This window comes from Klebsiella sp. GG_Kp173 (genome assembly GCF_040062415.1).
Lineage (GTDB): Bacteria > Pseudomonadota > Gammaproteobacteria > Enterobacterales > Enterobacteriaceae > Klebsiella > Klebsiella quasipneumoniae.
The window spans coordinates 1-26,339 of the sequence record NZ_JBEAFZ010000085.1 but is presented as its reverse complement, the minus strand read 5'-3'; the positions used below and the strand labels follow the sequence as shown (position 1 = coordinate 26,339).

23 protein-coding genes and 1 pseudogene are annotated in these 26,339 nt (G+C 58.6%); 5 read left to right on the top strand and 19 right to left on the bottom strand.

Features of this window, described 5'->3' with window-relative positions:
• Nucleotides 1-39: 39 nt before the first annotated feature.
• From glgX to asd, 3 genes are all read right to left on the bottom strand, one after another.
• Nucleotides 40-2,016, bottom strand: a complete 1,977-nt coding sequence (gene glgX / locus ABLU50_RS20405) for a glycogen debranching protein GlgX (protein ID WP_087832497.1) — start codon at nt 2,014-2,016, stop codon at nt 40-42.
• Entirely contained in the window at nt 2,013-4,199 is a 2,187-nt protein-coding gene (glgB, locus tag ABLU50_RS20400; protein ID WP_087832496.1) for a 1,4-alpha-glucan branching enzyme, read from the bottom strand. Before glgB ends, glgX begins: the two co-directional genes overlap by 4 nt.
• Before the next feature lie 237 nt (nt 4,200-4,436).
• On the bottom strand, nt 4,437-5,543 hold the full coding sequence (gene asd, locus ABLU50_RS20395) for an aspartate-semialdehyde dehydrogenase (protein ID WP_049093784.1): 1,107 nt from the start codon (nt 5,541-5,543) through the stop codon (nt 4,437-4,439).
• A 103-nt stretch (nt 5,544-5,646) separates the two neighbouring features.
• Between asd and ABLU50_RS20390 the strand changes: the two are divergent.
• A pseudogene (locus ABLU50_RS20390) lies at nt 5,647-6,009 on the top strand (hypothetical protein).
• On the opposite strand, the gene gntU reads toward ABLU50_RS20390, so the two are convergent.
• The 5 genes from gntU to ABLU50_RS20365 form a co-directional block, all read right to left on the bottom strand.
• Complete coding sequence (gene gntU, locus ABLU50_RS20385; RefSeq protein ID WP_004202127.1) at nt 6,006-7,346, bottom strand: gluconate transporter; 1,341 nt, start codon at nt 7,344-7,346, stop codon at nt 6,006-6,008. The pseudogene ABLU50_RS20390 and the gene gntU overlap by 4 nt on opposite strands.
• Nucleotides 7,346-7,876: a gluconokinase gene (gene gntK, locus ABLU50_RS20380; RefSeq protein WP_087832495.1), complete on the bottom strand. Its 531-nt coding sequence runs from the start codon at nt 7,874-7,876 to the stop codon at nt 7,346-7,348. Before gntK ends, gntU begins: the two co-directional genes overlap by 1 nt.
• A 182-nt stretch (nt 7,877-8,058) precedes the next feature.
• Nucleotides 8,059-9,054, bottom strand: coding sequence for a gluconate operon transcriptional repressor GntR (gene gntR / locus ABLU50_RS20375; RefSeq protein WP_002920777.1), 996 nt, complete (start codon nt 9,052-9,054; stop codon nt 8,059-8,061).
• Between the two features lie 239 nt (nt 9,055-9,293).
• Nucleotides 9,294-9,989 carry a pirin family protein gene (locus tag ABLU50_RS20370; RefSeq protein ID WP_002920779.1) on the bottom strand — a complete coding sequence of 232 codons (696 nt, stop codon included), beginning with the start codon at nt 9,987-9,989 and terminating at the stop codon, nt 9,294-9,296.
• A gap of 121 nt (nt 9,990-10,110) precedes the next feature.
• On the bottom strand, nt 10,111-11,148 hold the full coding sequence (locus ABLU50_RS20365) for an oxidoreductase (protein ID WP_087832494.1): 1,038 nt from the start codon (nt 11,146-11,148) through the stop codon (nt 10,111-10,113).
• A 264-nt stretch (nt 11,149-11,412) separates the two neighbouring features.
• Here ABLU50_RS20365 and ABLU50_RS20360 point away from each other — a divergent pair, with 264 nt between their 5' ends.
• Both ABLU50_RS20360 and yhhY read left to right on the top strand, forming a co-directional pair.
• Complete coding sequence (locus ABLU50_RS20360) at nt 11,413-12,054, top strand: polymer-forming cytoskeletal protein (RefSeq protein WP_106479123.1); 642 nt, start codon at nt 11,413-11,415, stop codon at nt 12,052-12,054.
• 239 nt (nt 12,055-12,293) lie between these two features.
• Nucleotides 12,294-12,770 (top strand): N-acetyltransferase, encoded by a 477-nt coding sequence (yhhY, locus tag ABLU50_RS20355; protein ID WP_072140523.1) that lies wholly within the window; start codon nt 12,294-12,296, stop codon nt 12,768-12,770.
• Nucleotides 12,771-12,859: 89 nt separating this feature from the next.
• On the opposite strand, the gene ggt is transcribed toward yhhY, so the two are convergent.
• Nucleotides 12,860-14,605, bottom strand: a complete 1,746-nt coding sequence (gene ggt / locus ABLU50_RS20350) for a gamma-glutamyltransferase (RefSeq protein WP_017899976.1) — start codon at nt 14,603-14,605, stop codon at nt 12,860-12,862.
• 123 nt (nt 14,606-14,728) lie between these two features.
• Between ggt and ABLU50_RS20345 the strand changes: the two genes are divergently transcribed.
• Nucleotides 14,729-15,049, top strand: coding sequence for a DUF2756 family protein (locus ABLU50_RS20345; RefSeq protein WP_004202118.1), 321 nt, complete (start codon nt 14,729-14,731; stop codon nt 15,047-15,049).
• Nucleotides 15,050-15,073: 24 nt separating this feature from the next.
• On the opposite strand, the gene ugpQ is transcribed toward ABLU50_RS20345, so the two are convergent.
• The 10 genes from ugpQ to livK form a co-directional block, all read right to left on the bottom strand.
• Nucleotides 15,074-15,814, bottom strand: a complete 741-nt coding sequence (gene ugpQ, locus ABLU50_RS20340; protein ID WP_004202117.1) for a glycerophosphodiester phosphodiesterase — start codon at nt 15,812-15,814, stop codon at nt 15,074-15,076.
• Nucleotides 15,811-16,881: a sn-glycerol-3-phosphate import ATP-binding protein UgpC gene (locus ABLU50_RS20335; protein WP_004150074.1), complete on the bottom strand. Its 1,071-nt coding sequence runs from the start codon at nt 16,879-16,881 to the stop codon at nt 15,811-15,813. The genes ugpQ and ABLU50_RS20335 overlap by 4 nt, the downstream gene beginning before the upstream one ends.
• A gap of 1 nt (nt 16,882) precedes the next feature.
• Nucleotides 16,883-17,728, bottom strand: coding sequence for a sn-glycerol-3-phosphate ABC transporter permease UgpE (gene ugpE, locus ABLU50_RS20330; protein WP_004202115.1), 846 nt, complete (start codon nt 17,726-17,728; stop codon nt 16,883-16,885).
• Nucleotides 17,725-18,612, bottom strand: a complete 888-nt coding sequence (gene ugpA / locus ABLU50_RS20325) for a sn-glycerol-3-phosphate ABC transporter permease UgpA (protein WP_002920792.1) — start codon at nt 18,610-18,612, stop codon at nt 17,725-17,727. The genes ugpE and ugpA overlap by 4 nt, the downstream gene beginning before the upstream one ends.
• A gap of 106 nt (nt 18,613-18,718) precedes the next feature.
• Nucleotides 18,719-20,035: a sn-glycerol-3-phosphate ABC transporter substrate-binding protein UgpB gene (gene ugpB / locus ABLU50_RS20320; protein WP_004174008.1), complete on the bottom strand. Its 1,317-nt coding sequence runs from the start codon at nt 20,033-20,035 to the stop codon at nt 18,719-18,721.
• Nucleotides 20,036-20,306: 271 nt separating this feature from the next.
• Nucleotides 20,307-21,020 carry a high-affinity branched-chain amino acid ABC transporter ATP-binding protein LivF gene (livF, locus tag ABLU50_RS20315; protein ID WP_004145133.1) on the bottom strand — a complete coding sequence of 238 codons (714 nt, stop codon included), beginning with the start codon at nt 21,018-21,020 and terminating at the stop codon, nt 20,307-20,309.
• Between the two features lies 1 nt (nt 21,021).
• Nucleotides 21,022-21,789: a high-affinity branched-chain amino acid ABC transporter ATP-binding protein LivG gene (gene livG, locus ABLU50_RS20310; protein ID WP_002920803.1), complete on the bottom strand. Its 768-nt coding sequence runs from the start codon at nt 21,787-21,789 to the stop codon at nt 21,022-21,024.
• On the bottom strand, nt 21,786-23,063 hold the full coding sequence (gene livM / locus ABLU50_RS20305; protein ID WP_004202111.1) for a branched chain amino acid ABC transporter permease LivM: 1,278 nt from the start codon (nt 23,061-23,063) through the stop codon (nt 21,786-21,788). The genes livG and livM overlap by 4 nt, the downstream gene beginning before the upstream one ends.
• Nucleotides 23,060-23,986: a high-affinity branched-chain amino acid ABC transporter permease LivH gene (gene livH / locus ABLU50_RS20300; RefSeq protein WP_002920807.1), complete on the bottom strand. Its 927-nt coding sequence runs from the start codon at nt 23,984-23,986 to the stop codon at nt 23,060-23,062. The genes livM and livH overlap by 4 nt, the downstream gene beginning before the upstream one ends.
• 61 nt (nt 23,987-24,047) lie before the next feature.
• A complete protein-coding gene (gene livK, locus ABLU50_RS20295) occupies nt 24,048-25,157 on the bottom strand; it encodes a high-affinity branched-chain amino acid ABC transporter substrate-binding protein LivK (RefSeq protein ID WP_002920808.1) in 1,110 nt (369 codons plus the stop codon).
• 423 nt (nt 25,158-25,580) lie between these two features.
• Between livK and panM the strand changes: the two genes are divergently transcribed.
• A complete protein-coding gene (gene panM / locus ABLU50_RS20290; protein ID WP_323084269.1) occupies nt 25,581-25,964 on the top strand; it encodes an aspartate 1-decarboxylase autocleavage activator PanM in 384 nt (127 codons plus the stop codon).
• The last annotated feature ends 375 nt before the right edge of the window (nt 25,965-26,339 follow it).

Sequence of the window (26,339 nt, the reverse complement as noted above, 5' to 3'; positions counted from 1 at the left end):
GCCGCGCCGCCGCCACGGGTTTACCGGAAGCTTCAGGGCTTACGACCTTTGAAATACGCACACTCCGTGCGCGGGCCCATGCCAGACAGCCATGATGACCGGATTATCCTCTCCGGCGAATGGAGGAACGGCGCGCCATTCCCCCTCGGGTAAAACCATATCGACCACCTCTGCGGTGGCGTTCAGCGTGAGCAGCCAGCGATCCGACAACTGGATTTGCATACACGCTGCCCCCTGCTGCCACTCCCCGGCAGTCAGCGGCTGGGCATTGCGATTAAGCCAACGGACGCTGCCATCCCCCTCCTGCCACCAGCGGTTGCGGGTGAGCGCCGGAATGCGCCGGCGCAGGTGGATCAGCGCCGCGGTAAAGGCGGTTAATCCCGGGTTCGCCTGGCGCCAGTCCAGCCACGTCAGGGCATTGTCCTGGCAGTAAGCATTATTGTTGCCGTGCTGGCTGTGGCCTTGCTCATCGCCCGCCAGCAGCATCGGCGTCCCCTGAGCCAGCAGCAGCGTCGTCAGCAGCGCATGCACGCTGGCGCGTCGCCGTTCAATCACCGCAAAATTAGCTTCTAATCCTTCTATACCATGATTGTTGCTGTAGTTATTGTTAGTCCCATCGCGATTCTCCTCCCCGTTTGCCTCATTGTGTTTCTGATTGAAACAAACGCAGTCGCGCAGCGTGAAGCCATCGTGGGCCGTCACCAGGTTGACCGTCGCCGATGGCGGCTTGCCATCACGGGCAAAGAGATCGCTGGAGGCCGCGAAGCGTTGCGCAAAATCCCCCAGGGAGACGTTTTGCTGCAGCCAGAAGCGGCGGGCGCTATCGCGAAAATGGTCGTTCCACTCGGCGAACAGCGGCGGAAAATTGCCCACCTGGTAGCCCCCCGGGCCGATATCCCAGGGTTCGGCGATCAGTTTCACCTGCGACAGCACGCTGTCGTGGCGGATAGCCTCGAACAGTGGCGCATCTTGGCGGAATTCCGGCGTCCGCCCCATCACTGAGGCGAGATCGAAGCGAAAACCGTCGACATGGCACTCATCCACCCAGAAGCGCAAACACTGGCGCGCCAGTTCCACTACCCCCGGGTGGCTGAGATTGAGCGTATTCCCGCACCCGGTCCAGTTGTGATAATCGCCATCTTCCCTTACCCAATAATAGCTACGGTTGTCGATTCCGCGCAGGGAGACGGTGGGACCTTCAAGATCGATTTCCGCGCTATGGTTGAGCACGATATCCAGAATCACTTCGATACCGGCGGCGTGCAGCGCCTTAACCGCATCGCGAAACTCATCCAGGGCGCGCGTCGGGTCGCTGGCATAGCGCGGATCCAGCGCGAACCATGCCAGTGGGTTGTAGCCCCAGTAGTTGCTCAACCCCATCCGCTGCAGTCGCGGCTCGCTGGCGAACTGCGCCACCGGCAACAGCTCAAGGGCGCTAATGCCCAGCGATTTGAAGTAAGCGATCATTACCGGGTGGCCCAGCGCCTTATAAGTTCCGCGAATGGCTTCCGGCAGCTGCGGATTAAGCAGGGTGAGTCCTTTCACGTGCGCTTCATAAATCACCGTTTCCCCCCACGGGGTACGCGGCGGTTGATCGCCCAGCCAGTCGTAATGCAGATCCACGACCTGCGATTTTGGCGCTATCGCGGCGCTGTCGCGATGATCCGGCTGCCACATTCCGCCGTGCAGGCGTTCGTCGTCCGGCAGCTCGCCTTCCACCCGGTGCGCGCAGGGATCGAGCAGCAGCTTGGCCGGGTTAAAGCGGTGTCCCTGCGCCGGAGCCCAGGGGCCATGCACCCGGTAGCCGTAGCGCAGGCCCGGCCCGACGCCAGCCAGCCAGCCGTGCCAGATGTCGCCGCTGCGCGCCGGGAGATCGAAGCGTTGCTCGTTGCCCTGCTCGTCGAACACGCACAGCTCCACCCGCTCCGCGTGGGCGGAGAAGAGGGCGAAGTTCACCCCTTTGCCGTCATAGCTGGCGCCCAACGGCGCAGGTTTGCCTGCCGCGAGGTTGGTCATTGCGCCTCCCGGACCAGCCAGATCGTCGCCAGCGGCGGCAGGGTCAGGGACAGCGAATGTTCGCGACCGTGGCTGGGGATAGCATCGCTTTCCACCACGCCGCCGTTGCCCTGGTTGCTGCCGTGATAGTGCATTGAGTCGGTATTCAACGCCTCGCGCCAGCGGCCCGGCTGGTTGATGCCGAAGCGGTAGTCGTGGCGCGGTACCGGCGTGAAGTTGCTGGCGACGATAATCTCGTTCCCGTCCCGGTCGCGGCGCACAAAGACAAACACCGAGCGCTCATGGTCGTCGACCACCAGCCATTCGAAGCCGTACGGGTCGAAATCCAGCTCGTGCAGCGCCTTATGGTGGCGATAGGTATGGTTCAGGTCGCGCACCAGCCGCTGGACGCCGTGGTGCCAGTTGTCACCGCCCTCCAGCAAGTGCCAGTCGAGGCTGGTGTCATGGTTCCACTCGCGGCCCTGAGCAAACTCATTGCCCATAAACAGCAGCTTTTTCCCCGGAAAGGCGAACAGCCAGCCGTAGTAGGCGCGCAGGTTAGCGAACTTCTGCCAGGCATCCCCCGGCATGCGGTCGAGAATCGATTTTTTGCCGTGCACCACTTCATCGTGGGAGAGCGGCAGCACAAAGTTCTCGGTGTAGTTGTAGAGCATGCCGAAGGTCATTTTGTCGTGATGGTAGCGGCGATGCACCGGATCGAGCTTCATGTAATCCAGGGTGTCATGCATCCAGCCGAGGTTCCATTTGAACCAGAAACCGAGGCCGCCGCCGGCTGGCGGACGGGTTACCCCGGCGAAATCGGTGGACTCTTCCGCCATGGTGACCGCGCCCGGCGTCTGTTCGCCAAGGATGCGGTTGGTGTTGCGCAGAAACTCAATGGCTTCCAGATTTTCCCGGCCGCCGTATTCGTTAGGGATCCACTCCCCCGCCTTGCGGCTGTAGTCGCGATAGATCATCGAGGCCACCGCGTCGACGCGCAGCGCATCGATGCCGAAGCGTTCGATCCAGTACAGCGCGTTACCCACCAGGTAGTTGCTGACTTCCCGACGTCCGTAGTTGTAGATCAGGGTATTCCAGTCCTGGTGATATCCCTCGCGCGGATCGCTGTGCTCATACAGCGAAGTGCCGTCAAACGAGGCAAGGGCAAAATCATCCGCCGGAAAGTGGCCGGGCACCCAGTCAAGAATGACGTTCAGTCCGGCGGCGTGCGCGGCGTTGATAAAGTAACGGAAATCGTCACGAGTGCCGAAACGGCGGGTCGGCGCATAGAGGCCGGTAGGTTGATAGCCCCAGCTGCCGTCGAACGGGTGTTCGTTAACCGGCAGCAGCTCGAGATGGGTGAAGCCCATCCATTTCGCGTAGGGGACCAGCTGGTCGGCCAGCTCGCGGTAGCTCAGCCAGAAATTATTGTCGGTATGGCGGCGCCAGGAGCCGAGATGCACTTCATAGATAGAGATCGGGGCATCAAACTGGTTCGCCGCTCTGCGGTCCGCCGGCTGTTCCACTTTGGGCGGTAGGTCGCAGATAAGCGAGGCGCTTTCCGGACGCATTTGCGATTCAAAGGCGTACGGGTCGGCTTTGACCCGCAGGTGGCCGTGGGCGTCAATCAGTTCGAATTTATACAGCTGGCCATTGTGCGCGCCGGGAACGAACAGCTCCCAGATCCCGGACTCTTTGCGGAATCGCATCGGGTGGCGTCGACCGTCCCAGTAGTTAAACTGCCCCACCACCGAGACACGGCGGGCGTTCGGCGCCCACACCGAGAAACGGGTGCCGGTAACGCCGTCCATGGTGGCGGCATGCGCTCCCAGCGTTTCGTAAGGGCGCAGGTGGGTCCCTTCCGACAGCAGCCAGACGTCAAGATCCTGCAGCAGCGGACCAAAGCGATAAGGGTCATCAATCAGATTCTGCTGTCCGTGCCAGGTGACGGCCAGCTGATAGCGAAAGGCGTTTTTACGCCGCGGCAGAACGCCGCTGAAAAAACCACGCGAGTCGAGGCATTCGAGCTTGCCGACTTTGCGTCCGGTTTTTGGTTCAATAACCCACACATCGGTGGCATCGGGTAATAATGCGCGCACTTCCAGCCCGGCGTCGGTACGGTGCATGCCGAGCACGGAAAAAGGGTCCGCGAAATGACCGGCGATTAGCGCATTAATCACGTCTCTATCGATATGATTAGACATGCTTTCATCCTGTTGTAAGTGTCGCTCATTCCTGTAACTGGCGACTTTTTTGACCTGAACGGCGCAGCGCTTTTTGCATCCTTCTGCTCCGTCCCACCTTCAGGTAAGGAATTCCTTACTTAAAGCATAGCCAAGGCTGAGTTACCTCCGTGGGGAAAAATCTAACATCCGCGTTTACTCCTTGTATTACGCAAAAAAAAAGGGGGCTCGAAGACCCCCTTTCTGTTCATCCTGCGCTTACGCCAGCTGGCGAAGCATCCGGCGCAGCGGCTCGGCGGCGCCCCACAGCAGCTGGTCGCCAACGGTAAAGGCCGACAGGTATTCCGGTCCCATATTCAGTTTACGCAGGCGTCCGACAGGGGTGGTCAGGGTGCCAGTCACCGCGGCTGGGGTCAGCTCGCGCATGGTAATGTCGCGATCGTTCGGTACCACTTTGGCCCACGGGTTGTGCGCGGCCAGTAGCTCCTCAACGGTCGGGATAGAGACATCTTTTTTCAGCTTGATGGTGAACGCCTGGCTGTGGCAGCGCAGCGCGCCAACGCGGACGCACAGGCCGTCTACAGGGATAACGGACGAGGTGGCGAGGATCTTGTTGGTCTCCGCCTGGCCTTTCCACTCTTCGCGGCTCTGGCCGTTATCCAGTTGTTTGTCGATCCACGGGATCAGGCTGCCCGCCAGCGGAACGCCGAAGTTATCCACCGGCAGCTCGCCGCTGCGGGTCAGCGACGTCACTTTGCGCTCGATATCCAGAATGGCGGAAGCCGGGTCCGCCAGCTCTGTCGCGACGTGGTTGTGCAGCTGGCCCATCTGGCTCAGCAGTTCGCGCATATGACGCGCGCCGCCGCCGGAGGCCGCCTGGTATGTCGCCACGCTGACCCACTCCACCAGATCCTGGGCAAACAGGCCGCCGAGGGACATCAGCATCAGGCTTACGGTACAGTTGCCGCCGACAAAGGTTTTTACGCCGTTGTTCAGGCCGGCGGTGATCACGTCCTGGTTAACCGGGTCGAGGATAATGATCGCATCGTCCTTCATGCGCAGCGAAGAGGCGGCGTCAATCCAGTAACCCTGCCAGCCGCTTTCGCGCAGCTTCGGGTAAATCTCGTTGGTGTAATCGCCGCCCTGGCACGTGACAATAATGTCCAGTGCCTTCAGCGCGTCCAGATCGAACGCATCCTGAAGCGTGCCACCGGTGCTACCGCCGAATGACGGCGCTGGCTGTCCCAGCTGGGAGGTAGAGAAGAACACCGGGCGAATGGCGTCGAAATCGCGCTCTTCAACCATGCGTTGCATGAGAACAGAGCCGACCATTCCGCGCCAGCCGATAAAACCAACATTTTTCATAACGTATTCCTGCGAGGTGTGTGCTGTTTGTGCCTGACCAGTTTCCAACTGGATTATCCCTCACCTTACAAAATGCAGCTAAAGTCGCAAGTGAAATTAATCAATGATTGCTGAACAATCAGAAAAGCAACTTATCCTGCGCATTGTCCACCGTCGCTGGTAGTCGTCAAAAGCGCAATGATTATCGGGGAAATCACCCAGGGAATGGAACATTTTCCGTTGCGATTTTATTGATCCTGATTATGGATTAAGCACGAAATCGGCTGATTTTCCCCTTGCCAAAAAGAAGCAACAAACCCAGGTGCAGCAAGGCTTGCCGAAGGATACGAGTATCGTCGTAGCGCTAATAAGGGCGAGGAGCCGGAAGAGAAAAGAGGGAAAAAGCGCGGCTTATTGCCGGGAAGCCAGGGTAAACGGCGTTACCCTGGCTTTTGCCCTCCCGCGAGCGGGTGGCGAACAGACTTAGCTCAGCAGCTGGAAGGCAATCATGCCGACAATCGCCCCGGTGGTGCCGAGGATGGTTTCCATCATCGTCCAGGTTTTCAGCGTCTGGGCTTCGGTGGCGCCGGTAAATTTACCGAACAACCAGAAGCCGGCGTCGTTCACGTGGCTCACCACAATCGAGCCGCCGGCGATACAGATAGATAATGCCGCCATCTGCGCGCCGCTGTAGTTCAGCTGCTCAATCACCGGCATCACCAGGCCGACAGCCGTCAGGCACGCCACGGTGGCAGATCCCTGGATGATACGCACCGCCGCCGCCAGCACGAAGCAGGTAATGGCGATCGGCAGCCCCATGCCGGTCAGCGCTTCACCAAGCGCCGGGCCGACGCCGGAGTCAACCAGCACCTGCTTGAAGACGCCGCCAGCCCCGATCACCAGCAGGATAATTCCCGCCGGCTGCAGCGCATGGCCGCAGATCTCCATTACCCGGTCTTTCGCCATCCCCTGACGTACCGCCAGGCCGTAGATCGCCACCAGGCAGGCCACCAGGATCGCGGTGAACGGGTGACCGATAAATTCGAACCATTCGTAAGCGGTAGACCCCACCGGTACAAAGCGCGCGGCGATGGTTTTCAGGCCTACCAGCACCAGCGGTAGCAGGATCAGCGACAGGCTGAAGCCGAAGGAGGGCATTTTGCCTTCGCCGAGATGCGGCTCGGTCACGTCGTCAGGAATATGCAGCTCAACGTAGCGGCTGATGAAGTTGCCCCACAGCGGCCCGGCGATAATCATCCCCGGAATTGCCGCGCACAGGCCAATCAGGATCATCCAGCCAAAGTCGGCGTGCATTTGCGACGCCAGCAGCATCGGCGCCGGTCCCGGCAGCAGGAACGCTGCGGCGGCGGCCACCCCGGCAAACAGCGGGATCACCAGTTTCACGAGGTTAGTGCCGGTATGGCGCGCCATCGAGAAGGCGACGCTGATCAGTAGTACGATCGCCACTTCGAAAAACAGCGGCAGCGCGCAGATGAGGCCGGCGAGACCAATCGCATAGTGCGCGCGATTGTGGCCGAAGGATTTGAGCATCTTGACGGCAATCTGATCGACCGCCCCCGTTTCATGCAGGATCTTACCGAACATCGCGCCCAGCGCGACGACGATCGCCAGGAAGCCCAGCGTACCGCCCATCCCCTTCTCCATCGTCGCCGCGATTTTATCCAGCGGCATGCCGGAGAAGAGACCTGCACCAATAGAAACCACCATCAAAGCCACGAAGGCGTGCATCCGCGCCTTCATGACTAAAAACAGCAGAAGCAATACCGAGCCGACTGCTGTTAAAACAAGCGTTAAAGTACTCACTAGTGACTGCCTTTGTTGATCACCTCAATGGTGCTGGCCACCACGCCTTCCAGCGGCTGGTCGATATCGACGATAAGCACATCGCTCTCGTCGGCGCCTGGTTCCTGCAGCGTTTCAAACTGCGTCACCAACATTTGGGTTTTGAAGAAGTGCCCTTTACGCGCCTTCAGACGGTTTTCGATCACCTCGAAGTCGCCTTTCAGGTAGATGAAGGAGAGGTTCGGGTTGCCATTGCGCAGAATGTCGCGATAGCTCTTCTTCAGCGCCGAGCAGACGATCAGCGACACCTTATTGGTACGCTGCATGGCAAACGCGGCGTCATTTAACGCCTGCAGCCACGGGGTACGGTCGTCATCGTTGAGCGGCTCACCGGAAGCCATCTTGGTGATATTGCTGCGCGGATGCAGAAAGTCGCCGTCGAGAAACGCGGCATGCAGCTGATGCGCCACTTCGCTGGCGACAGCGGATTTTCCGCTGCCGGAAACGCCCATCAGAACGTAGACGTGGTGATCATGATTAGTCGTGCTCAAAGCATCCTCCCACCGGACAGGTACGCCGCGCCGTGGCTGAGACTCATTGAGCGCGAAGGCGGCGTATCGGTTAATTGTTACGGGTAACTGTTATCGGTAACATTGTCATGCCGGACCTGTGGAGAAGCAATATCCATTCGTGCCAGATGTGAATATGTGTGATCTACTTCAAACTTGTCAGTTTAAATTGATCCGCCCGGTGACAATGTGAAACCTAAATCTAACATCTTAGGGGTAATCGCTTCGCCACGAATGCGCGCCAGCAGACGTTCGGCGCCGATGCGCCCCATCCGCTCACGCGGAGTCAGGACGCTGGCCAGCCGCGGCTCCATCACCTGGCCGATATCGTGGCCGTGGAAACCGGCAATTGCCATATCATCGGGGATCTTCAGCCCCAGGCGCTGGCACTCAAAGGCCGCGCCGACCGCGAGGTCATCGTTGGTGCAAAAGATGCCGTCAAGCTGCGGGTATTCGCGACGCGCCTGGCGCATCAGCTCAATCCCGGATGAATAGGACGAGGACTGCTCCACCATCACGCTGTAGGGCGTCATGCCGGCGTCGAGCATCGCCTGCTCGTACCCCTTCTGTTTGATGATAGTACGTTCATCAAGACGCGCCCCCAGATAGGCGACGTGGCGGTGGCCGCGGGCGATGATCGCCGCGGTCATCTGCCGGGCAGCTTCAAAGTTATCAAACCCGACCGCAATATCGAGGCATGGCGACCGGCTGTCCATCAGCTCCACCACCGGAATGCCGGCGACTTCAATCATCTTCAGGGTGCGGGGCGTATGGGTGCGTTCGGTGAGGATCAGGCCGTCAATGTTCCAGGAGAGCATTGATTCGAGGCGTTTCTCTTCCATTTCCGGCTTGTAGCCGTAGTGCGCCAGCATGGTTTGATAGCCGAAGGCGTCGGTGACGCTTTCAATACCGCGCAGCACTTCCGAGAACACCTGGTTGGTTAACGATGGCAGCAGCACGCCAATCGCGCGGCTGGTGGCGTTGGAGAGAATGTCAGGGGCGCGATTGGGAATATAACCCAGTTCATCGAGAGCAACGGCAATCTTGCCACGCAGCGCTTCGGAGACCTGCTCCGGGTTGCGTAAATAGCGACTGACCGTCATTTTGGTCACGCCGACAAGATCGGCTACATCCTGAAGTACGGGTCTTTTCTTTTTCATCGTCCTGACTGTGATCAACGGGGAAACATTTTCTCAGTTTATCACGGACAAAGCGCAACCTTCCCTCATGTTAGGGAAGGTTGCGCAATTTATTTATACCCATCATAGTTCAAGTTGCATGCACGTTGGCTTTCCTCGCTCACCCCAGTCACTTACTTATGTAAGCTCCTGGGGATTCGCTGCGTCGCCGCCTTCCTGCAACTCGAATTATTTTGGGTATAGACTACCTCAGATAACTATCAAACCGGCGGCAGATCGAACAGCAGGATTTCGCTATCGCTGTCGGCATGAACCGAAATCGCCTGCTCATCCCAGATGGCCAGACCATCGCTGGTGGTAGCTTTGGTACCGTTAATGGTCACTTCGCCTTTGACGACCTGGATCCAGACGCGGCGTTCCGCAGCAATCTGGTGAACCGACTGCTCATCTTTCAGCAGCGCCCAGCGATACAGTTCCATATCCTGGTACACCTTCAGCGAGCCATCTCGCGCATCCGGCGACAGCACCAGCTGTTTGCCCTGGGCGGCGTCGAAGCGGCGCTGCTCGTAGCGCGGGGTAATGCCGGTTTCTTCCGGAATAATCCAGATCTGGTACAGACGCAGACGATCGGTTTTGCTCGGATTGTACTCAGAGTGACGCACCCCGGTACCCGCGCTCATGATCTGAAACTCGCCCGCCGGCACCTGCTCTTTGTTGCCCATGCTGTCCTGGTGCTCCACCGCCCCTTCCAGCACATAGGTCAGGATCTCCATGTCTTTGTGCGGGTGGGTACCGAAGCCCTGACCGGCGTCGATGACGTCATCGTTAATCACCCGCAGGGCGGAGAAGCCCATAAAGTTCGGGTCGTAATAGTTGGCGAAAGAGAAAGTATGCCAGGAATCCAGCCAGCCATGGTTAGCATGGCCACGTTCGTTCGCTTTGCGTAAGTAGATCATGTTGCACCCCCATATGTTTTCGATGGAGTCAGTGTGGACCCATTTCGCCAACGATCATAGAGGGTGAAAATTGACTCCTCTGTTCAAAAAATATGAACAAGCGCAGAGGAGCCGATTGGGCTTATTTCACCAGGGTAATAGTGGCCGGTGATGGCTGCTCAAAGCCGCGCTGCAGGATCTCCATATTGGTAAGAACGTCAGATTCCTTGACGTAATTTGGCTGGCCGTTGACGAGGGTATCGTACAGCGCGTCGTATACCCGGCCATAGTCGCCGCTCTCCAGCGGGACCGCTTCGCGCACCGTCTCCCCCGCGTCGTTGACATACACCAGCTCGCCGACGCTGTCATCCGCGTCAAAGCCCGGCTCGCCCGGCATGATATTGGCTTTCAGGCTGGTTTCCTGCTGGTCGATACCATATTTCACAAACGAGCCTTTATGGCCGTGGACAATGAATTTCGGGTAGTCGATCTGCACCAGATGGCTGGTCTTAACGATAGCCTTCAGATCGCCGTAGAACAGCTGGGCCTCAAAGGTATCGTCCGGGTTAGCTTTGTTGCGCAGCGAGCGCAGATCGTAAGCAACATGGTCCGGGCGGCCGAACAGCGAAATAATCTGGTCCAGGGTATGTACGCCAAGGCCATAGAACTCGCCGTTTTGCGGACCGCCAGGGTTGGTCTCCGCCAGCGGGCGGTAGTTGTCAAAATGGCTTTCGATCTCCACCAGTTCGCCAAGCTTGCCGCTCTCAATCACCTTCTTGGTGGTCAGGAAGCAGGAATCGAAGCGGCGGTTCTGGTAGGGCGTCACCGTCAGGCCTTTGCTGTTCGCCAGCGCAAACAGGGTTTTGGCTTCCTCCAGCGTCGGGGTGAACGGCTTTTCCACCAGCACATTTTTCCCCGCCTCCAGCGCCTTTTTCGCATATTCAAAATGGCTGTCGGCATGGGTGCAGACCACCACCAGCCTGACCTGCGGGTCGTTTAATACTTCATCGAGATCGCTGGTGAAATGGATGTGGGAATACTGCGGCGCCTGCTCTTCGGGCTTCGCCCGACGGCGGTAGATGTGCGCCACCTGCCAGCGGTCCTGGCGGTGTAATACGTAAGGAAGATGGTAGCGGGTGGTGCTTTTGCCGAAGCCAATAAATGCGCAGTGCAGAGTCATAACGCTGTCCTTAGTGAATGAACTACCTTCAACCATAGCGCAAGCCGGGACATCACTTCATCCTCTCAGTCCGTTTTCCGTGAAGATTCGTCAAAAAAATAGGTAGTGCACTACTTATACGTAATTATTAATAACCAATTGATTAATAAGTGATTAAATCACCATTTTCCGGCTAAATCTCTTGATCTCAATGGCGAAACTGCGGATAAGTGGAGGGCAAACCAGGACGTTGCTGATGACTAACGGAGTAGCCAGCCGCTGCTAATGGACAAACAGTATCTCGCCTTAAACGGCGCCCTTTTTTTCTGGCTTCTCGCGCTGATCGCCTGGTCTGTCGATGCGATCGTGCCGGCGCGCCTGGCGGCCGCCTGCGCGCTGGTCGCCTTCCTCCTCCATAGCCAACGGAACAAGATTAACGCAATGTTTATTAAGAAAAATAAAACGGAACCCCAGACTTCAGAAGTGGTCACGCCTCCGGCAAATAACCCAGAATCCCCAACGGTCGCCAGTGAAAAACAAGAGACCACGGTCATCGCCAGCGGGGTGCATTTCGTTGGCAATATTGTCGCCAGCGGCCATGTCTACATTCACGGCCAGCTTACCGGCAACATTGAGGCTAAAGAACATCTGATTAAGGTGATGCGTGAAGGCCAGGTGGAGGGCAACATCAGCTGCCGGGAGCTGATTATTGACGGCAAGGTGCAGGGCCAGTGTCGCGGCGACAGTATCACCATTGAGGAGCATGGCAATTTGGATGGCACCCTCACCTATCGCTCGCTGGCGATTAAAAAGGGGGGCCTGTTCACCGGCAGCGCCGAGGTGCTGGCCGCGGCGGAAAGCAAAAGTCATCTCATCGGCCTGGTTGCGGAAGACGGCGTGACGTCCGCCAGGCCGCAAAGCGCCTGAGATTGCAGCAAAAAAAAAGCCAGCACCCGGCTGGCTAAAGTAATACTGGAAGCAATGTGAGCAATGTCGTGCTTTCAGGCTTTCCGCAGGGGTCTTCCTGAATGCAGGACAATAATAATCATTCTCATTCGCACTTGTCTATCTTTTTTTGCAAAAAACAACATTGACTCCCCGGCTGCCGTCAGAGATGGTGAAGGGGAATCAACCACCAAAAAGAGGATAGGGGAATGAGTGACATAGTGATACGCCATGCCGAACCGCGCGATGCTGAACCTTTACGTATGCTGATGGCGCACCCGGAGGTCTATCATGACACGCTACAGATCCCTTACCCCGCCATGGAAGCCTGGCAGGAGAAGCTACAGCCCAAACCCCATACCTTCCACCTGGTAGCGACGCTGGACGATCGGGTTACCGGGCATCTGTCGCTCCATGTCGAGCCGCGCCCTCGTCGCAGCCACGTTGCGACCTTTGGTATGGCGGTTTCAGCAGGCCATCAGGGCCGCGGTATCGGCAGCGCCCTGATGCGCGAGATGATCGACCTGTGCGATAACTGGCTGCGCGTTGACCGCATCGAGCTGACGGTATTCGCCGATAACGAGCCAGCGATTGCGGTGTACAAAAAACACGGATTTGAGATCGAAGGCACCGGCAAGCGTTACGCGCTGCGCAACGGTGAGTATGTGGATGCGTATTATATGGCGAGAATGAAGTAGCTTATTGCCGGGTGGCGGCTTCGCCTTACCCGGCATACGTGCGTGCCGTGGTTGGCCCGGTAAGCGCAACAGCGCCACCGGGCAACATATCAATACCCCGCCGTTAAATCATCCGGCGAACGCGGATCGGAGGCGCCATACAGCATCCCGTCCGGCCCCACCATAATGCTCTGGGTACTGCCCATCGCCTCTTTCAGCGCCACTTTCTGCCCCTTCGCCTCCAGCAGCTTCAGGGTATCCGGGCTAAAGCCTTTCTCCACCCGGAGCTCATCCGGCAGCCATTGATGGTGAAAACGCGGGGCGTTGGTGGCTTCTGCGACGTTCATCCCGAAATCGATGGTATTGACCACCATCTGCAGTACGGTGGTGATGATCCGGCTGCCCCCGGGACTGCCCGTCACCAGCCAGGTTTTGCCGTCTTTCACCACAATGGTCGGCGACATCGACGACAGCGGGCGTTTTTTCGGCTCCACCGCATTGGCGTCGCCGCCCACCAGGCCATAGACGTTAGGCACGCCGGGCTTCGCCGAGAAATCATCCATCTGGTTATTCAGCAGAATGCCGGAGTCGCCGGCCACAATGCCGGTACCGAAGGTGGTATTCAGCGTATAGGTCACCGCCACCGCATTGCCCTCTTTATCCACCACCGAGAAATGGGTGGTCTGGTTGCTTTCATAGGGCGCCAGTTTGCCCGGGCGGATCTGGCTGGAAGGCTTCGCCTTATTGACGTCGATCTCAGCGGCGATCGCTTTGGCGTAGGCTTTGCTGGTCAGCGCCTGCCACGGCACTTTGACGAAGTCAGGATCGCCGAGATATTCAGAGCGGTCGGCATAGGCGTGTTTCTCCGCCTCCGCCATCACCTGCATGGCGTCGGCGCTGCCGAAGCCATATTTCTGCAGATCAAAGTTTTCGAGGATATTGAGGATCTGCACGATGTGGATCCCGCCGGAAGACGGCGGCGGCATGGAATAAACCTCATACCCGCGATATTCGCCGCTAATCGGCGTGCGCTCCACCGCCTTATAGTTAGCGAGGTCGGCTTTGGTGATAAGCCCGCCGTGCTTTTTCATCTCCTCAGCGATCTGGTCGGCGATGGCGCCTTTATAGAAGGCATCCGGACCGTGCTCGGCAATCAGCTCGAGGCTTTTCCCCAGGTTCTTCTGTACCAGCCGGTCGCCCTTCTTTAGCGGCTCGCCGTTCTTCCAGAAGATCGCTTTGCTGTTTTCGTGCTGCGGGATCACTTCGCTGCCGTAGGTCTTCAGATCGTCCGCCAACGCATCGTTAACGATAAAGCCCTCTTCCGCCAGCTTAATCGCCGGGCGGATCACTTTGTTCAGCGGCATGGTGCCGTATTTTTCCAGGGCAAGAGAGAAACCGGCGACGCTGCCTGGCGTGCCGGAGGCGAGATGCGAGGTGAGCGATTTTTTACTGTCCGGGTTACCCTGATCGTCAAGGAACATGTCGCGGGTGGCCTGCTCCGGCGCCATTTCGCGGAAATCGATGGCCGTGGTCTTGCCGTCTTTCGTACGCAGCAGCATAAAACCGCCGCCGCCGATATTCCCGGCCTGCGGATGGGTGACCGCCAGCGCGTAGCCGACCGCCACCGCCGCATCGACGGCGTTGCCGCCCTGGCGCAGAATGTCCACACCGACGCGGGTGGCCAGGGCATCCACCGAGGCCACCATCCCCTGTCGGGCGCGAACCGGGTGGAACACATCCTCCTCTACGCCATAAGAGACCGGCGGCGGCGGTGGCGGACTGGCGGCAACGGTAAAACTCCCGCCCGCCAGCAACGCAGCGATGACCACCTGACGCCAGATTGTTGTTTTTATCATTGTCTTACTCCTGATAGGTAGGTTTCATTCCCCGCTTAAGCCTGGTTGATAACTCCTAAAAAATCATTGTTATGGCGGATTCGAGGTACACTTAAGCGATCCCACACACGGGAGGAGAAAACCATGAAAGCGATGTTATTTCTGGCGGCGCTGATGCCGCTCGGCGTTTTAGCCCAGCCAATCAATATTGATAACAACCCCAATCAGCCGGGTTACGTGGTCCCCAGCCAGCAGCGCATGCAAAATGAGATGAAGGTGCAGCAACAGCAGCAGCAGAGCATGCTGAAGCAGAATCTGAACAATCAGACTCGCTCCCAGCAGCAGCATCTGCAAAACCAGCTGCAGACCAATCAGCAGCGTGCCGCACAGGGCGGGAATATCAATCCGCCGCAGCAGGTGCTGCCGAACAATAATGGAGGGATGCTGCGGCAGACCAACCCGTAAAGGCCAGCCGCCGCGCAGTGGATATTAAGGCTGGAAATCCGGCCCGATGACGTCAATGGCATCGGTGCAGATGCAGTCTACGCCCCAGCGCAGCAGCTCGGCGGCGCGCTGGGGTTTGTTAACGGTATACACCAGGATATGCAGGCCGGCCTGTTTCAGGCTTGCCACCCGCCCGGCGTCCAGCAGCTTGTGGTTGAGGTGAATGGACACGCAGCCCAGCCGGGTGGTCAACTCCCGCCAGTCATCGCGCCACTCATCCAGCAGCAGCCCGCGCGGCAGCTCGGGAGCGGCTTCCTGCGCCGCCTCCAGGGCATCGATTTCAAACGACGACAGCAGCGGCGCGGTCATTCCCGCCCACAGCTCCCGTGCCGCCAGGGCCACCACGTTGCCGGTCTGCGGCCCAAGGCCAGTGGTCGGTTTAATTTCGATATTCGCCATCATGCCGTGACGGCGGCAGCGCTCCGCCACCTGGGAGAGCAGCGGCAGCGGCTCGCCCTTAAATTCACGGCTGAACCAGCTGCCGGCATCGACCTTCAGCAGATCGTCCCATGGCAGCTCCCCCGCCACGCCCCAGCCGTTGCTGGTGCGTTCGAGATTATCGTCATGCAGCAGAAAGATCTGCCCGTCCTTTGACAGCTTGGCGTCAAATTCAATCATCGTATGCCCGTAGCGGGCGCCAACATCGATAGCCGCCAGGGTGTTCTCCGGCGCCAGTTTACCGCCGCCGCGATGGGCGACGATACGGGGATAAGGCCAGTTACTCATGCGCGTTGTCCTGTTTCACCATCAAAGAGGTGCAGATGTTCCAAAGGCAGATGCAGCCATAGCGTGCTGCCTGCCGCCGGACGCTGCTGGTGCGGCAGTCTGACCACCAGCTTCTGTTCGCCCCAGCGCCCGTGGGCGAGGTTATCGGCACCTAAAATTTCCAGGGTGTCCATCAGCAGCGGAATGCCGCCTTGCGCCTGCGAGCTTAAGATAAAATGCTCCGGGCGGATACCGAGCGTCATTTTACGCCCGGCGTGGCGCCGATGCTCATGATTCGTCGGCAGCTGCATGCCGCCCGCCAGCTCAAAGCGACCGCCGTCATCGCTGATGCGCCCTTCCAGCAGGTTCATGGCCGGGCTGCCGATAAAGCTCGCCACAAAGCGGCTGGCCGGTTTCTCATATACTTCGACCGGGGTGCCGATCTGCTCGGCAACGCCTTTGTTCATCACCATCACCCGCTGGGCGAGGGTCATCGCCTCCACCTGGTCATGGGTAACGTACAGCGAGGTGGTTTTCAGGCGGCGATGCAGCTGCTGCAGCTCAAGACGCATCTGCACGCGCAGCTTGGCGTCGAGGTTTGACAACGGTTCGTCGAAGAGGAATACCGCCGGGTCGCGCACGATGGCGCGGCCCATCGCCACGCGCTGGCGCTGGCCGCCGGAGAGCTCGCGCGGGCGGCGCTTGAGCAGGCCGTCCAGCTCAAGAATACGCGCCGCCTCCTGCACCCGTTCGGCGATCAATCCCTTACCCATGCCGCGGATCTTCAGCCCCCACGCCATGTTCTCTTCCACGCTCATATGCGGATAAAGGGCATAGTTCTGGAACACCATGGCGATACCGCGATCCTTCGGCTCCATCTCGGTCACCCGCTTGCGGTCGATCCAGATATCGCCGCTGGTCACCCGCTCCAGTCCGGCGACCATCCGCAGCAGCGTAGATTTCCCGCAGCCCGACGGGCCGACCATGACGATAAATTCCCCGTCCGCCACGTCCAGCGTCAGCGGTTGAATCACCTGGGTTTTGCCATCCCAGCTTTTGCTTACTGCCTGTAGTTTTAAACCAGCCATTTTATTTCTCACTATCGACCAGGCCACGCACAAACGCGCGCTGCATGGCTAAAACGATGACAACCGGCGGGATCAGGGTCAGCAGCATCGCCGCCATCACCTGATTCCACTGGGTAGTACCTTCGCCGGTGGCGATCATGCCTTTAATACCGGCGACGGCGGTGCCAAGATTCACATCCTGAATAATCAGCAACGGCCACAGATACTGGTTCCAGCCGTAGATAAAGGTGATGACGAACAGCGCCGCGAGGTTGGTTTTCGACAGCGGCAGCACGATGTCGCGAAAAAAGCGCATCGGCGAAGCGCCATCGATACGCGCCGCTTCAATCAGCTCGTCCGGCAGGGTCATAAAGAACTGGCGGAACAGGAAGGTGGCGGTGGCCGAGGCCATTAGCGGCAGCGTAAGCCCGGCATAGCTGTCGAGCATGTTGAGATTGGCGATCACTTCCACCGTCGGGAAAATACGCACCTCGACCGGCAGCATGAGGGTGATAAAGATCAGCCAGAAGAACAGGTTACGCAGCGGAAAGCGGAACCAGACGATGGCGAACGCCGAAAGCATCGACACCACGATTTTGCCCACCGTAATGGCGAACGCCATGATGAAGCTGTTGAGCATCATCAGCCAGAACGGCGCGCTGTTGACGCCGACGCCGTTCACCCAGATGGTCTTCATGTTCTCCAGCAGATGTCCGCCGGGGATCAGCGTCATCGGCGTTTCGAACACCGATTGGTTATCCAGCGTCGCCGCCACGAAGGCAACATATAGCGGGAATAAAATGACGGCGATACCCAAAATCAGCATGGTGTGGCTGAAAATCGTCAGCCCGCGACGGTTCTCAATCATTGGTAACGCACCTTACTTTCAACGTAACGGAATTGCACCACCGTCAGGATAATGACGAGGAACATCAGCACCACCGACTGCGCGGCGGAAGCGGAAAGATCGAGCCCGGCGAAACCTTCGCGATAGATTTTGTAAATCAGGGTGGTGGTCGCCTGCACCGGGCCGCCGGCGGTGGCAGCATCGATCACCGGGAAGGTGTCGAAGAAGGCGTAAACCAGGTTGACCACCAGCAGGAAGAAACTTACCGGCGCAATCAGCGGCAGCGCCAGCTTGAAGAAGCGGCGGATTGGTCCGGCGCCGTCGATGGCAGCGGCCTCAACCAGCGAACGCGGGATCGACTGCAGCGCGGCGAAGAAAAACAGGAAGTTGTAACTTATCTGCTTCCATACCGAGGCAAAGACCACCAGGAACATCGCCTGGCCGCTGTTCTGAGCGTGGTTCCAGTCGTAGCCCAGCTCGCCAAGGAAGTGAGTGATCAGCCCGCGCCCGGGGTTAAAGAGGAAGATCCACAGCACCGCCGCGACGGCGGGGGCCACGGCGTACGGCAGCAGCATCAGCGTTTGATAAAAGCGGCTGCCGCGCACCACGTAGTCGACCAGCGCGGCGAAAAACAGCGAAATGAGCAGGCCGCTGACGGTCACCAGGGCGCTGAATTTTATGGTGGTCCAAAATGAGTCCAGATAGTACGGGTCATGGAACAGCGCAACGAAGTTATCCAGGCCGACGAACTGGCTGGAGAGGCCAAACGGGTCGACGCTCTGTAGCGAATACCACAGCGCTTCGCCCGCGGGCCAAATAAAGAAAATCAGCGTGATAATCAGCTGCGGCGCGACCAGCACGTAGGGCAGCCAGCGCGAGCGGAATACCGGACGGGATGATGACATGGAGATTGGGTTCCTGAACAATGCCGGGTGGCGGCTACGCCTTACCCGGCCTACATAGGGCACATCGTAGGCCCGGTAAGCGCAGCGCCACCGGGCAAGTTACAGATTACGATTTGGTCGCTTGTTCGAAGCGGCGCAGCAGCTGATTCCCACGCTGAACGGCGGAATCCAGCGCCTGTTGCGGGGTTTTCTTGCCGGTCCACACGCTCTCCAGCTCTTCATCGACGATGGTACGGATTTGCGGCATGTTGCCCAGGCGCAGGCCTTTGGTGAACGGCAACGGCGGCTTGTTCAGCATCTGGCGGGTGGCGATATCGGCGCCCGGGTTCTTATCATAGAAGCCCTGCTGGCGGGTCAGATCGTAGGCCGCGGTGGTGATCGGCAGATAGCCGGTTTTCTGGTGCCACTCGGCGGCGTTTTCCGGTTTGGTCAGGAAGTCGAGGAACTTCGCCACGCCGGTGTAGGTCTCTTTGTCTTTGCCCTGCATCACCCACAGGCTGGCCCCGCCAATGATAGCGTTCTGCGGCGCGCCTTTCACATCGGCATCGTAAGGCATCATGCCGACGCCGTAGTTAAATTTGGCGTACTGGCGGATATCGGCCAGCGAGCCGGACGAGGCAGTGGTAATGGCACAATCGCCGTTATAGAACTTTTCAGTGGACTCGTCTTTACGCCCGAAGTAGCTGAAATCGCCCTTCTTGTTCATCTCTTCGAGCAGCGCAATATGCTTCACCTGCTCCGGCTTATTGAACTCAAGAACCGCGTCGGTGCCGTCAAAGCCATTATTTTTCGTCGCCACCGGCAGACCATGCCAGGCGCTGAAGTTCTCGATCTGGATCCAGCCCTGCCAGCCGCTGGCGTAGCCGCACTTCATCCCGGCAGCTTTCAGCTTCGCGGTGTAGGCCGCCAGATCCTGCCAGGTCTTCGGCGGCTGCTCTGGATCTAAACCGGCTTTTTTGAAGGCGTCTTTATTGTAGTACAGCACCGGCGTGGAGCTGTTAAACGGCTGGGAGAGCAGATGGCCGGTTTTCGAATCGGTGTAATACCCGGCGACCGTCGGCACAAACTGCGATTCATCAAACTTGATGCCCGCCTCGCTAAACACCTGGTAGACCGGCTTAATGGCTTTCGACGCCATCATGGTGGCGGTGCCCACTTCATACACCTGCAGGATCGCCGGCGCGTTGCCGGTACGGAAGGCGGCGATACCGGCGCTCAGGCTCTGTTCATAGTTGCCCTTGTATACCGGAACGATTTTGTAATCAGGATTGGCCGCGTTAAAGCGTTGCGCCAGAGAATCCACTTCTTTACCCAGTTCGCCTTCCATTGAGTGCCAGAACGGGATGGTGGTAACCGCCAGGGCCTGACCGGCAAAAGCCAGGCTCAGCGCCAGTCCTAAAGCTGTATGTCGTAACGATATCATCGGTTATCTCTCTTGTTGTGCCGGATGCGCGATTTCACGCGTTTTATGCTCGCGGGGTAACATGACATGTTCGAATTACAGAAAAATAACTTTTTTATTACAAAAAAAAGATAGTAACGGGTCAGAGAGATGACAAGCCGATGAAAGGACGGGGGAAGTAAAGTGGGAGCTGAGACACGGATAATAGTTGTGCGATCGGCTCCCGGGGTCGGCGCAAGCGCCTCGCCCGGGCTACTATCCGGCGAAGTGAACGACGCCGGGTTGCGATGAATTAACCGCCGAGATAGGCGCTGCGCACCGCCTCGTTGGCCAGCAGCGCGTCGCCGGTATCCTCCAGCACCACGTGACCGTTCTCCAGCACGTAGCCGCGGTCGGCCAGCTTCAGCGCCTGGTTGGCGTTCTGCTCGACGAGGAAGATAGTCATCCCCTGCTCGCGCAGTTGCTCAATGGTATCGAAGATCTGCTGAATAATGATCGGCGCCAGCCCTAATGACGGTTCATCCAGCAGCAGCAGACGCGGCTGGCTCATCAGGGCGCGGCCGATCGCCAGCATCTGCTGTTCGCCGCCGGACATGGTGCCGGCGCGCTGAATACGGCGCTCGTGCAGACGCGGAAACAGCTCATACACCCATTTGATGCGGGTCTGGAACTGATCGCGGTCGGCAAAGAAACCGCCCATCGCCAGGTTCTCTTCCACCGTCATACGCGAAAAGACGCGCCGCCCTTCCGGGACGATCGCCACCGCCTCGCGCATGATCTTCGCCGTCTGCCAGTCGGTAATATCCTTACCGTCAAAGACAATGCGCCCGCTGGAGGCGCGCGGATCGCCGCACAGCGTGCCGAGCAGGGTGGTTTTCCCCGCGCCGTTGGCGCCGATAAGCGTCACAATCTCGCCCTGTTTGATATGCAGGCTGACGTTGTGCAGCGCCTGAATCTTGCCGTAGTGGGCGCTGACGTTGTCAAAAGTTAACATCGCGTTTTCCATCTTATGCCTCACCAAGGTATGCGCGGATCACGTCCGGGTTATTACGAATCTCTTCCGGCGTCCCGTTGGCCAGCGGTGTCCCCTGGTTCACGACGTAGATGCGATCGGAAATGCCCATCACCAGCTTCATATCGTGTTCGATAAGCAGGATGGTGGTGTTGTGATGGTTACGCAGCTCGGCGATAAGCTCGTCCAGCTCTTTGGTCTCTTTCGGGTTCAGCCCCGCCGCGGGTTCATCGAGCATCAGAATTTCCGGCTGGGTCACCATGCAGCGGGCAATCTCCAGCCGGCGCTGGTCGCCATAGGCCAGGTTGCTGGCCTGGCGGTTAGCGTGCTCCAGCAGGCCGATACGCTCCAGCCAGGTGGCCGCGCGATCCAGCGCTTCGCTCTGCGCCCGACGGAAGGCCGGCGTTTTCAGCAGACCGGAGAAGAGTCCGGTTTTCAGCTGCTGATGTTGCGCCACCAGCAGGTTTTCAATCACCGTCATTTCGCGGAACAGACGCACGTGCTGGAAGGTCCGCACCACGCCCATCCGCGCAATCTGCTGGCCCGGCAGCCCTTCCAGATGCTGGTCGCGCAGCAGAATGGTGCCGCCGGTAGGCTTGTAGAAACCGGTCAGGCAGTTAAAGACCGTGGTCTTCCCGGCGCCGTTGGGGCCGATCAGCGAGACGATCTCGCGCTCTCTGAGCTCCAGCGACACATTGTTGACGGCCAGCAGACCGCCGAAACGCATCATCAGGCCGCTGACGGATAATAATGGCTGACTCATGCCTGCTCTCCTTTCGCCTGACCGTTTTTCAGCTTCAACTGCACGCGCGTCATTGGCAGAAGCCCCTGCGGACGCCAGATCATCATCAGCACCATCAGGCCGCCGAGCATTAACATGCTGTATTCGTTAAAGTCACGCATCAGCTCACGCGAAACCACCAGCAGAATAGCCGCCAGGATCACCGCGAACTGCGAGCCCATCCCGCCCAGCACGACGATCGCCAGTACGAAGGCGGACTCGGCGAAGGTAAAGGATTCCGGACTGACGAAACCCTGGCGCGCGGCGAACAGCGTCCCGGCAAAGCCGGCAAACGCGGCGCTGATGGTAAAGGCGGTCAGCTTAATGCGCGTCGGGCTCAGGCCCAGCGAACGACAGGCGATTTCATCTTCACGCAGCGCTTCCCACGCCCGCCCCAGCGGCATCCGCAGCAGGCGGTTGATAACGAACAGGCTCAGCACCACCAGCAGCAGCGCCACCAGGTAGAGGAAAATCACCCGGTCGGAGGGATCGTATTTGACGCCGAAGAAGTTGCTGAAGGTATCCCAGCCGCCTTCGCGGGCGCTACGGCTAAATTCGAGGCCAAAGAAGGTCGGTTTCGGGATCTGGCTGATGCCGTTCGGCCCGCCGGTGATTTCGGTATTGTTGAGCAGCAGAATACGCACGATCTCGCCGAAGCCTAAGGTCACGATCGCCAGGTAGTCGCCGCGCAGACGCAGTACCGGGAAACCGAGCAGGAAGCCAGCCGCCGCGGAGACCAGGCCGGCCAGCGGCAGACAGGTCCAGAAACCGAGACCGTAATAGTGGTTCAGCAGCGCGAAAGTGTAGGCGCCGATGGCGTAGAACCCGCCGTAGCCCAGCACCAGCAGGCCGGAAAGCCCGACCACCACGTTCAGCCCGAGGCCGAGGATGATATAGATCATCGTCAGGGTGGCGATATCCACCGTGCCGCGCGACACCATAAACGGCCAGGCCACGGCAATGACCAGCAGGGCGATCAGGAACAGCTTCTGCTTCACCGTTGAGCCGTCAATCGCCGGCATAATAAACTTCGGCCCGGAGACGTTCTTAACCGCTTTCTGGAACAGCGGCCGCAGCAGCTGGAAGAAAAAGACCACCGCGGTGCCGATGAAGATCCACTGCCAGCGAATATCGGCGGCGGTATCCACCACCAGTTTGGTGCCGTTCAGCTCCAGCTGCACGCCCATAAAGACGCCCGCCAGAATGAAGAACATCGCAGCAGAGAGCAGCGCCATTGCAATTTGCATCGGTTTCATACTTTTTCCACCTCCGGGCGGCCCAGAATGCCGGTCGGCATTACTAACAGCACCAGAATCAGCAGCGCGAAGGAAACCACGTCCTTATATTCAGTGCTGAGATAGGCAGAAGAGAGCGCTTCGGCAATACCCAGGATCAGGCCGCCGATCATCGCGCCCGGAATACTGCCGATACCGCCGAGCACGGCGGCGGTGAAGGCCTTCATCCCGGCCATAAAGCCGATGTAGGGGTTAATCACGCCGTAGAACTGCCCCAGCAGCACGCCGGCCACCGCCGCCATCGCTGCCCCGATGACAAAGGTCAGGGCGATAACGCGGTCGGTGTTAATCCCGAGCAGGCTGGCCATTTTCAGGTCTTCAGCACAGGCGCGGCAGGCGCGTCCCATCCGCGAGTAGCGAATGAACAGCGTCAGGGCCAGCATGGCGATAAAAGTCACCACCCAGATCACCAGCTGCATGGTGGTGATCGTCGCAGAGAAGCTGTCGCTGTGGCCGACGACCCACTGGCCGTTAAACAAGCTCGGCAGCGCCACGTCGCGGGAGCCCTGGGTCAGGCTGACGTAGTTCTGCAGGAAGATAGACATCCCGATAGCGGAGATCAGCGCAATCAGACGTTTGGAGTTACGCACCGGCCGATAGGCCACGCGCTCAATGCTCCAGCCGTAGGCGCTGGCAATCACAATGGCGCCCACGAAGCCGGCGGCGACCAGCAGCCAGCTGGTGTCGATGCCCATCATCATCAGCGCGGCGATGATCATGAAGGAGACATAGCTGCCAATCATATAGACCTCGCCGTGGGCGAAGTTGATCATGCCGATAATGCCGTACACCATCGTATAGCCGATGGCGATCAGCGCATAGGTACTGCCCAGCGTGACGCCGTTAAACATCTGCTGCAGAAAATAGAGAAACTGCTCGGACATAAGGTAACCTTTTTCAAACCGCCCGCGGTTCGCGGGCGGAGGGATAACTCGTCTTCAGCGCTTATTTCGCCGCGCTCGAAGAGCCGTCGGCGTGCCACTGGAAGACACCAAACTCAAATCCCTTCAGATCGCCTTTTTCATCCCAGGTCAGCGGCCCAATCACGGTTTTCGCCCCGTGCGCTTTCAAATCTTTGATTAAATCCAGCGGCTGCTGGCTGCCGGTTCTGTCCATCGCCTGCGCCAGCGACTGAACCGCGGCGTAAGTGATCCAGACATACGGCCCGCTCGGATCTTTCTTCTCCGCTTTCAGCGCGTTGACGATGGCGCTGTTGGCAGGGTCCTGATCGTAGCGTTTTGGCATTGTCACCAGCATCCCTTCCGCCGCGGCGCCCGCGATATTGGACAGCGAGGCGTTGCCGACCCCTTCCGGCCCCATAAACACGGTTTTCAGCCCCACGGAGCGCGCCTGGCGCAGCATCTGCCCCATTTCCGGGTAGTAACCGCCGTAGTAGACGAAGTCGATGTTCTCTTTCTTCAGGCGCGCCAGCAGGGCGGAAAAATCTTTTTCCCCCGCGGTGATGCCGTCAAAGAAGACGATGTTGGCCCCGGCTTTTTTCAGGTTGTCCTGCACCGAACGCGCCAGCCCTTCGCCGTACTGCTGCTTGTCATGAATGATAGCGATACGCTGCGGTTTCACTTTCTCGACGATATATTTCGCCGCGGTCGGCCCCTGCGAGGAGTCGAGGCCGGCGGTACGCATGATGTACTGGTATCCGCGCTGGGTCAGCTCCGGGTTGGTCGCTCCCGGGGAGATCATCAGGATGCCTTCATCCTCATAGATATCGGAAGCCGGCTGGGTGGAAGAGGAGCACAGGTGGCCGATAACGTACTGAATGCCGTCGTTGACGATTTTGTTGGCCACCGCGACCGCTTGCTTCGGATCGCAGGCGTCGTCGTATTCGACGGCCACCAGCTTGTCGCCCTTAATGCCGCCGCTGGCGTTGATGTCTTTGATCGCCTGACGCGCGCCGTTGAACTCCATGTCGCCCCACTGGGCCACTGGGCCCGACATCGCGCCGACCACGGCGACCTTAATATCCTTGGCCATCGCCGCGTGCGACATCGCTAATGCGACAATGCCCGCGACGATGGTTTTCGCGTTCCTTTTCATGCTGCAGAACCCCGTTCGTGATGTGGTGTAAATGTTTTGTATTTTTATGGTTAAAAAGCATTCTGTGCTTTTATTAAACAACGCCATTTTTACCATTGAGTTTAATGGTTTAGCGCAGCTTTTCACTAAAAAACAGATTAAAATCTCTATTTTTCAGTCGATTAAGCAAAGATAATATTCTGTATTTTGCTGAAGATAAACAAAAAAAAGTCCATGCGGCAGCATAAAATAACGATACATAAGGCGGAATAAAACGCTGCACATTAGGTTAAAATTCTGCTTATTTTTCGATCCATGACGGATTGCGCTACCCCAACAACGCCAGGAAAACGAATCCCCTGATGTATGCGCAAAAAACAGCGCTCCGCCAGACAGCAATTTTGGGTACACTGGCGCCTCTGTTTTGCACTGGACTTGCCGCCCATGAGACTGACCATTATCCGTTTACAGCACTTCAGCGATCAGGATCGCATTGATCTGGGGAAAATCTGGCCGTCGCAGGATCTGTCGACGCTGACCCTTGATGAAAACCATCGTCTCTACGCCGCCCGCTTTAACGAGCGCCTGCTGGGCGCCGTGCGCGTTACCCTGCGCGGCGTTGAAGGTGAGCTCAGCGATCTGTGCGTGCGTGAAGTGACCCGCCGCCGCGGCGTCGGGCAATATTTAGTGGAAGAGACCTTACGGGATAACCCGACGATCAATAGCTGGCGCGTCGCCGACCGTGGGGTGGAAGACCGCGGCGTGATGGCGGCCTTTATGCAGGCGCTCGGCTTTAGCGCCCAGCACACCGGTTGGGAAAAGCATTAAGCTGTAGCCCCGGTAAGCGCAGCGCAACCGGGGTCAGACAACGCATTTGCAGCGTGAAAGGCGCCCCGCCCATTTAACCCAGCATTTCGCGTGGCAAAAAGGCGTCAAGACCCGAAATCCCCGGGAGCTTACCTCAGTAAGTGACCGGGGTTGAGGGTCGCAGACAACGCATTTGCAGCGTGAAAGGCGCCCCCCCCATTTAACCCAGCATTTCGCGTGGCAAAAAGGCGTCAAGACCCGAAATCCCCGGGAGCTTACATCAGTAAGTGACCGGGGTTGAGGGTCGCAGACAACGCATTTGCAGCGTGAAAGGCGCCCCCCCCATTTAACCCAGCATTTCGCGTGGCAAAAAGGCGTCAAGACCCGAAATCCCCG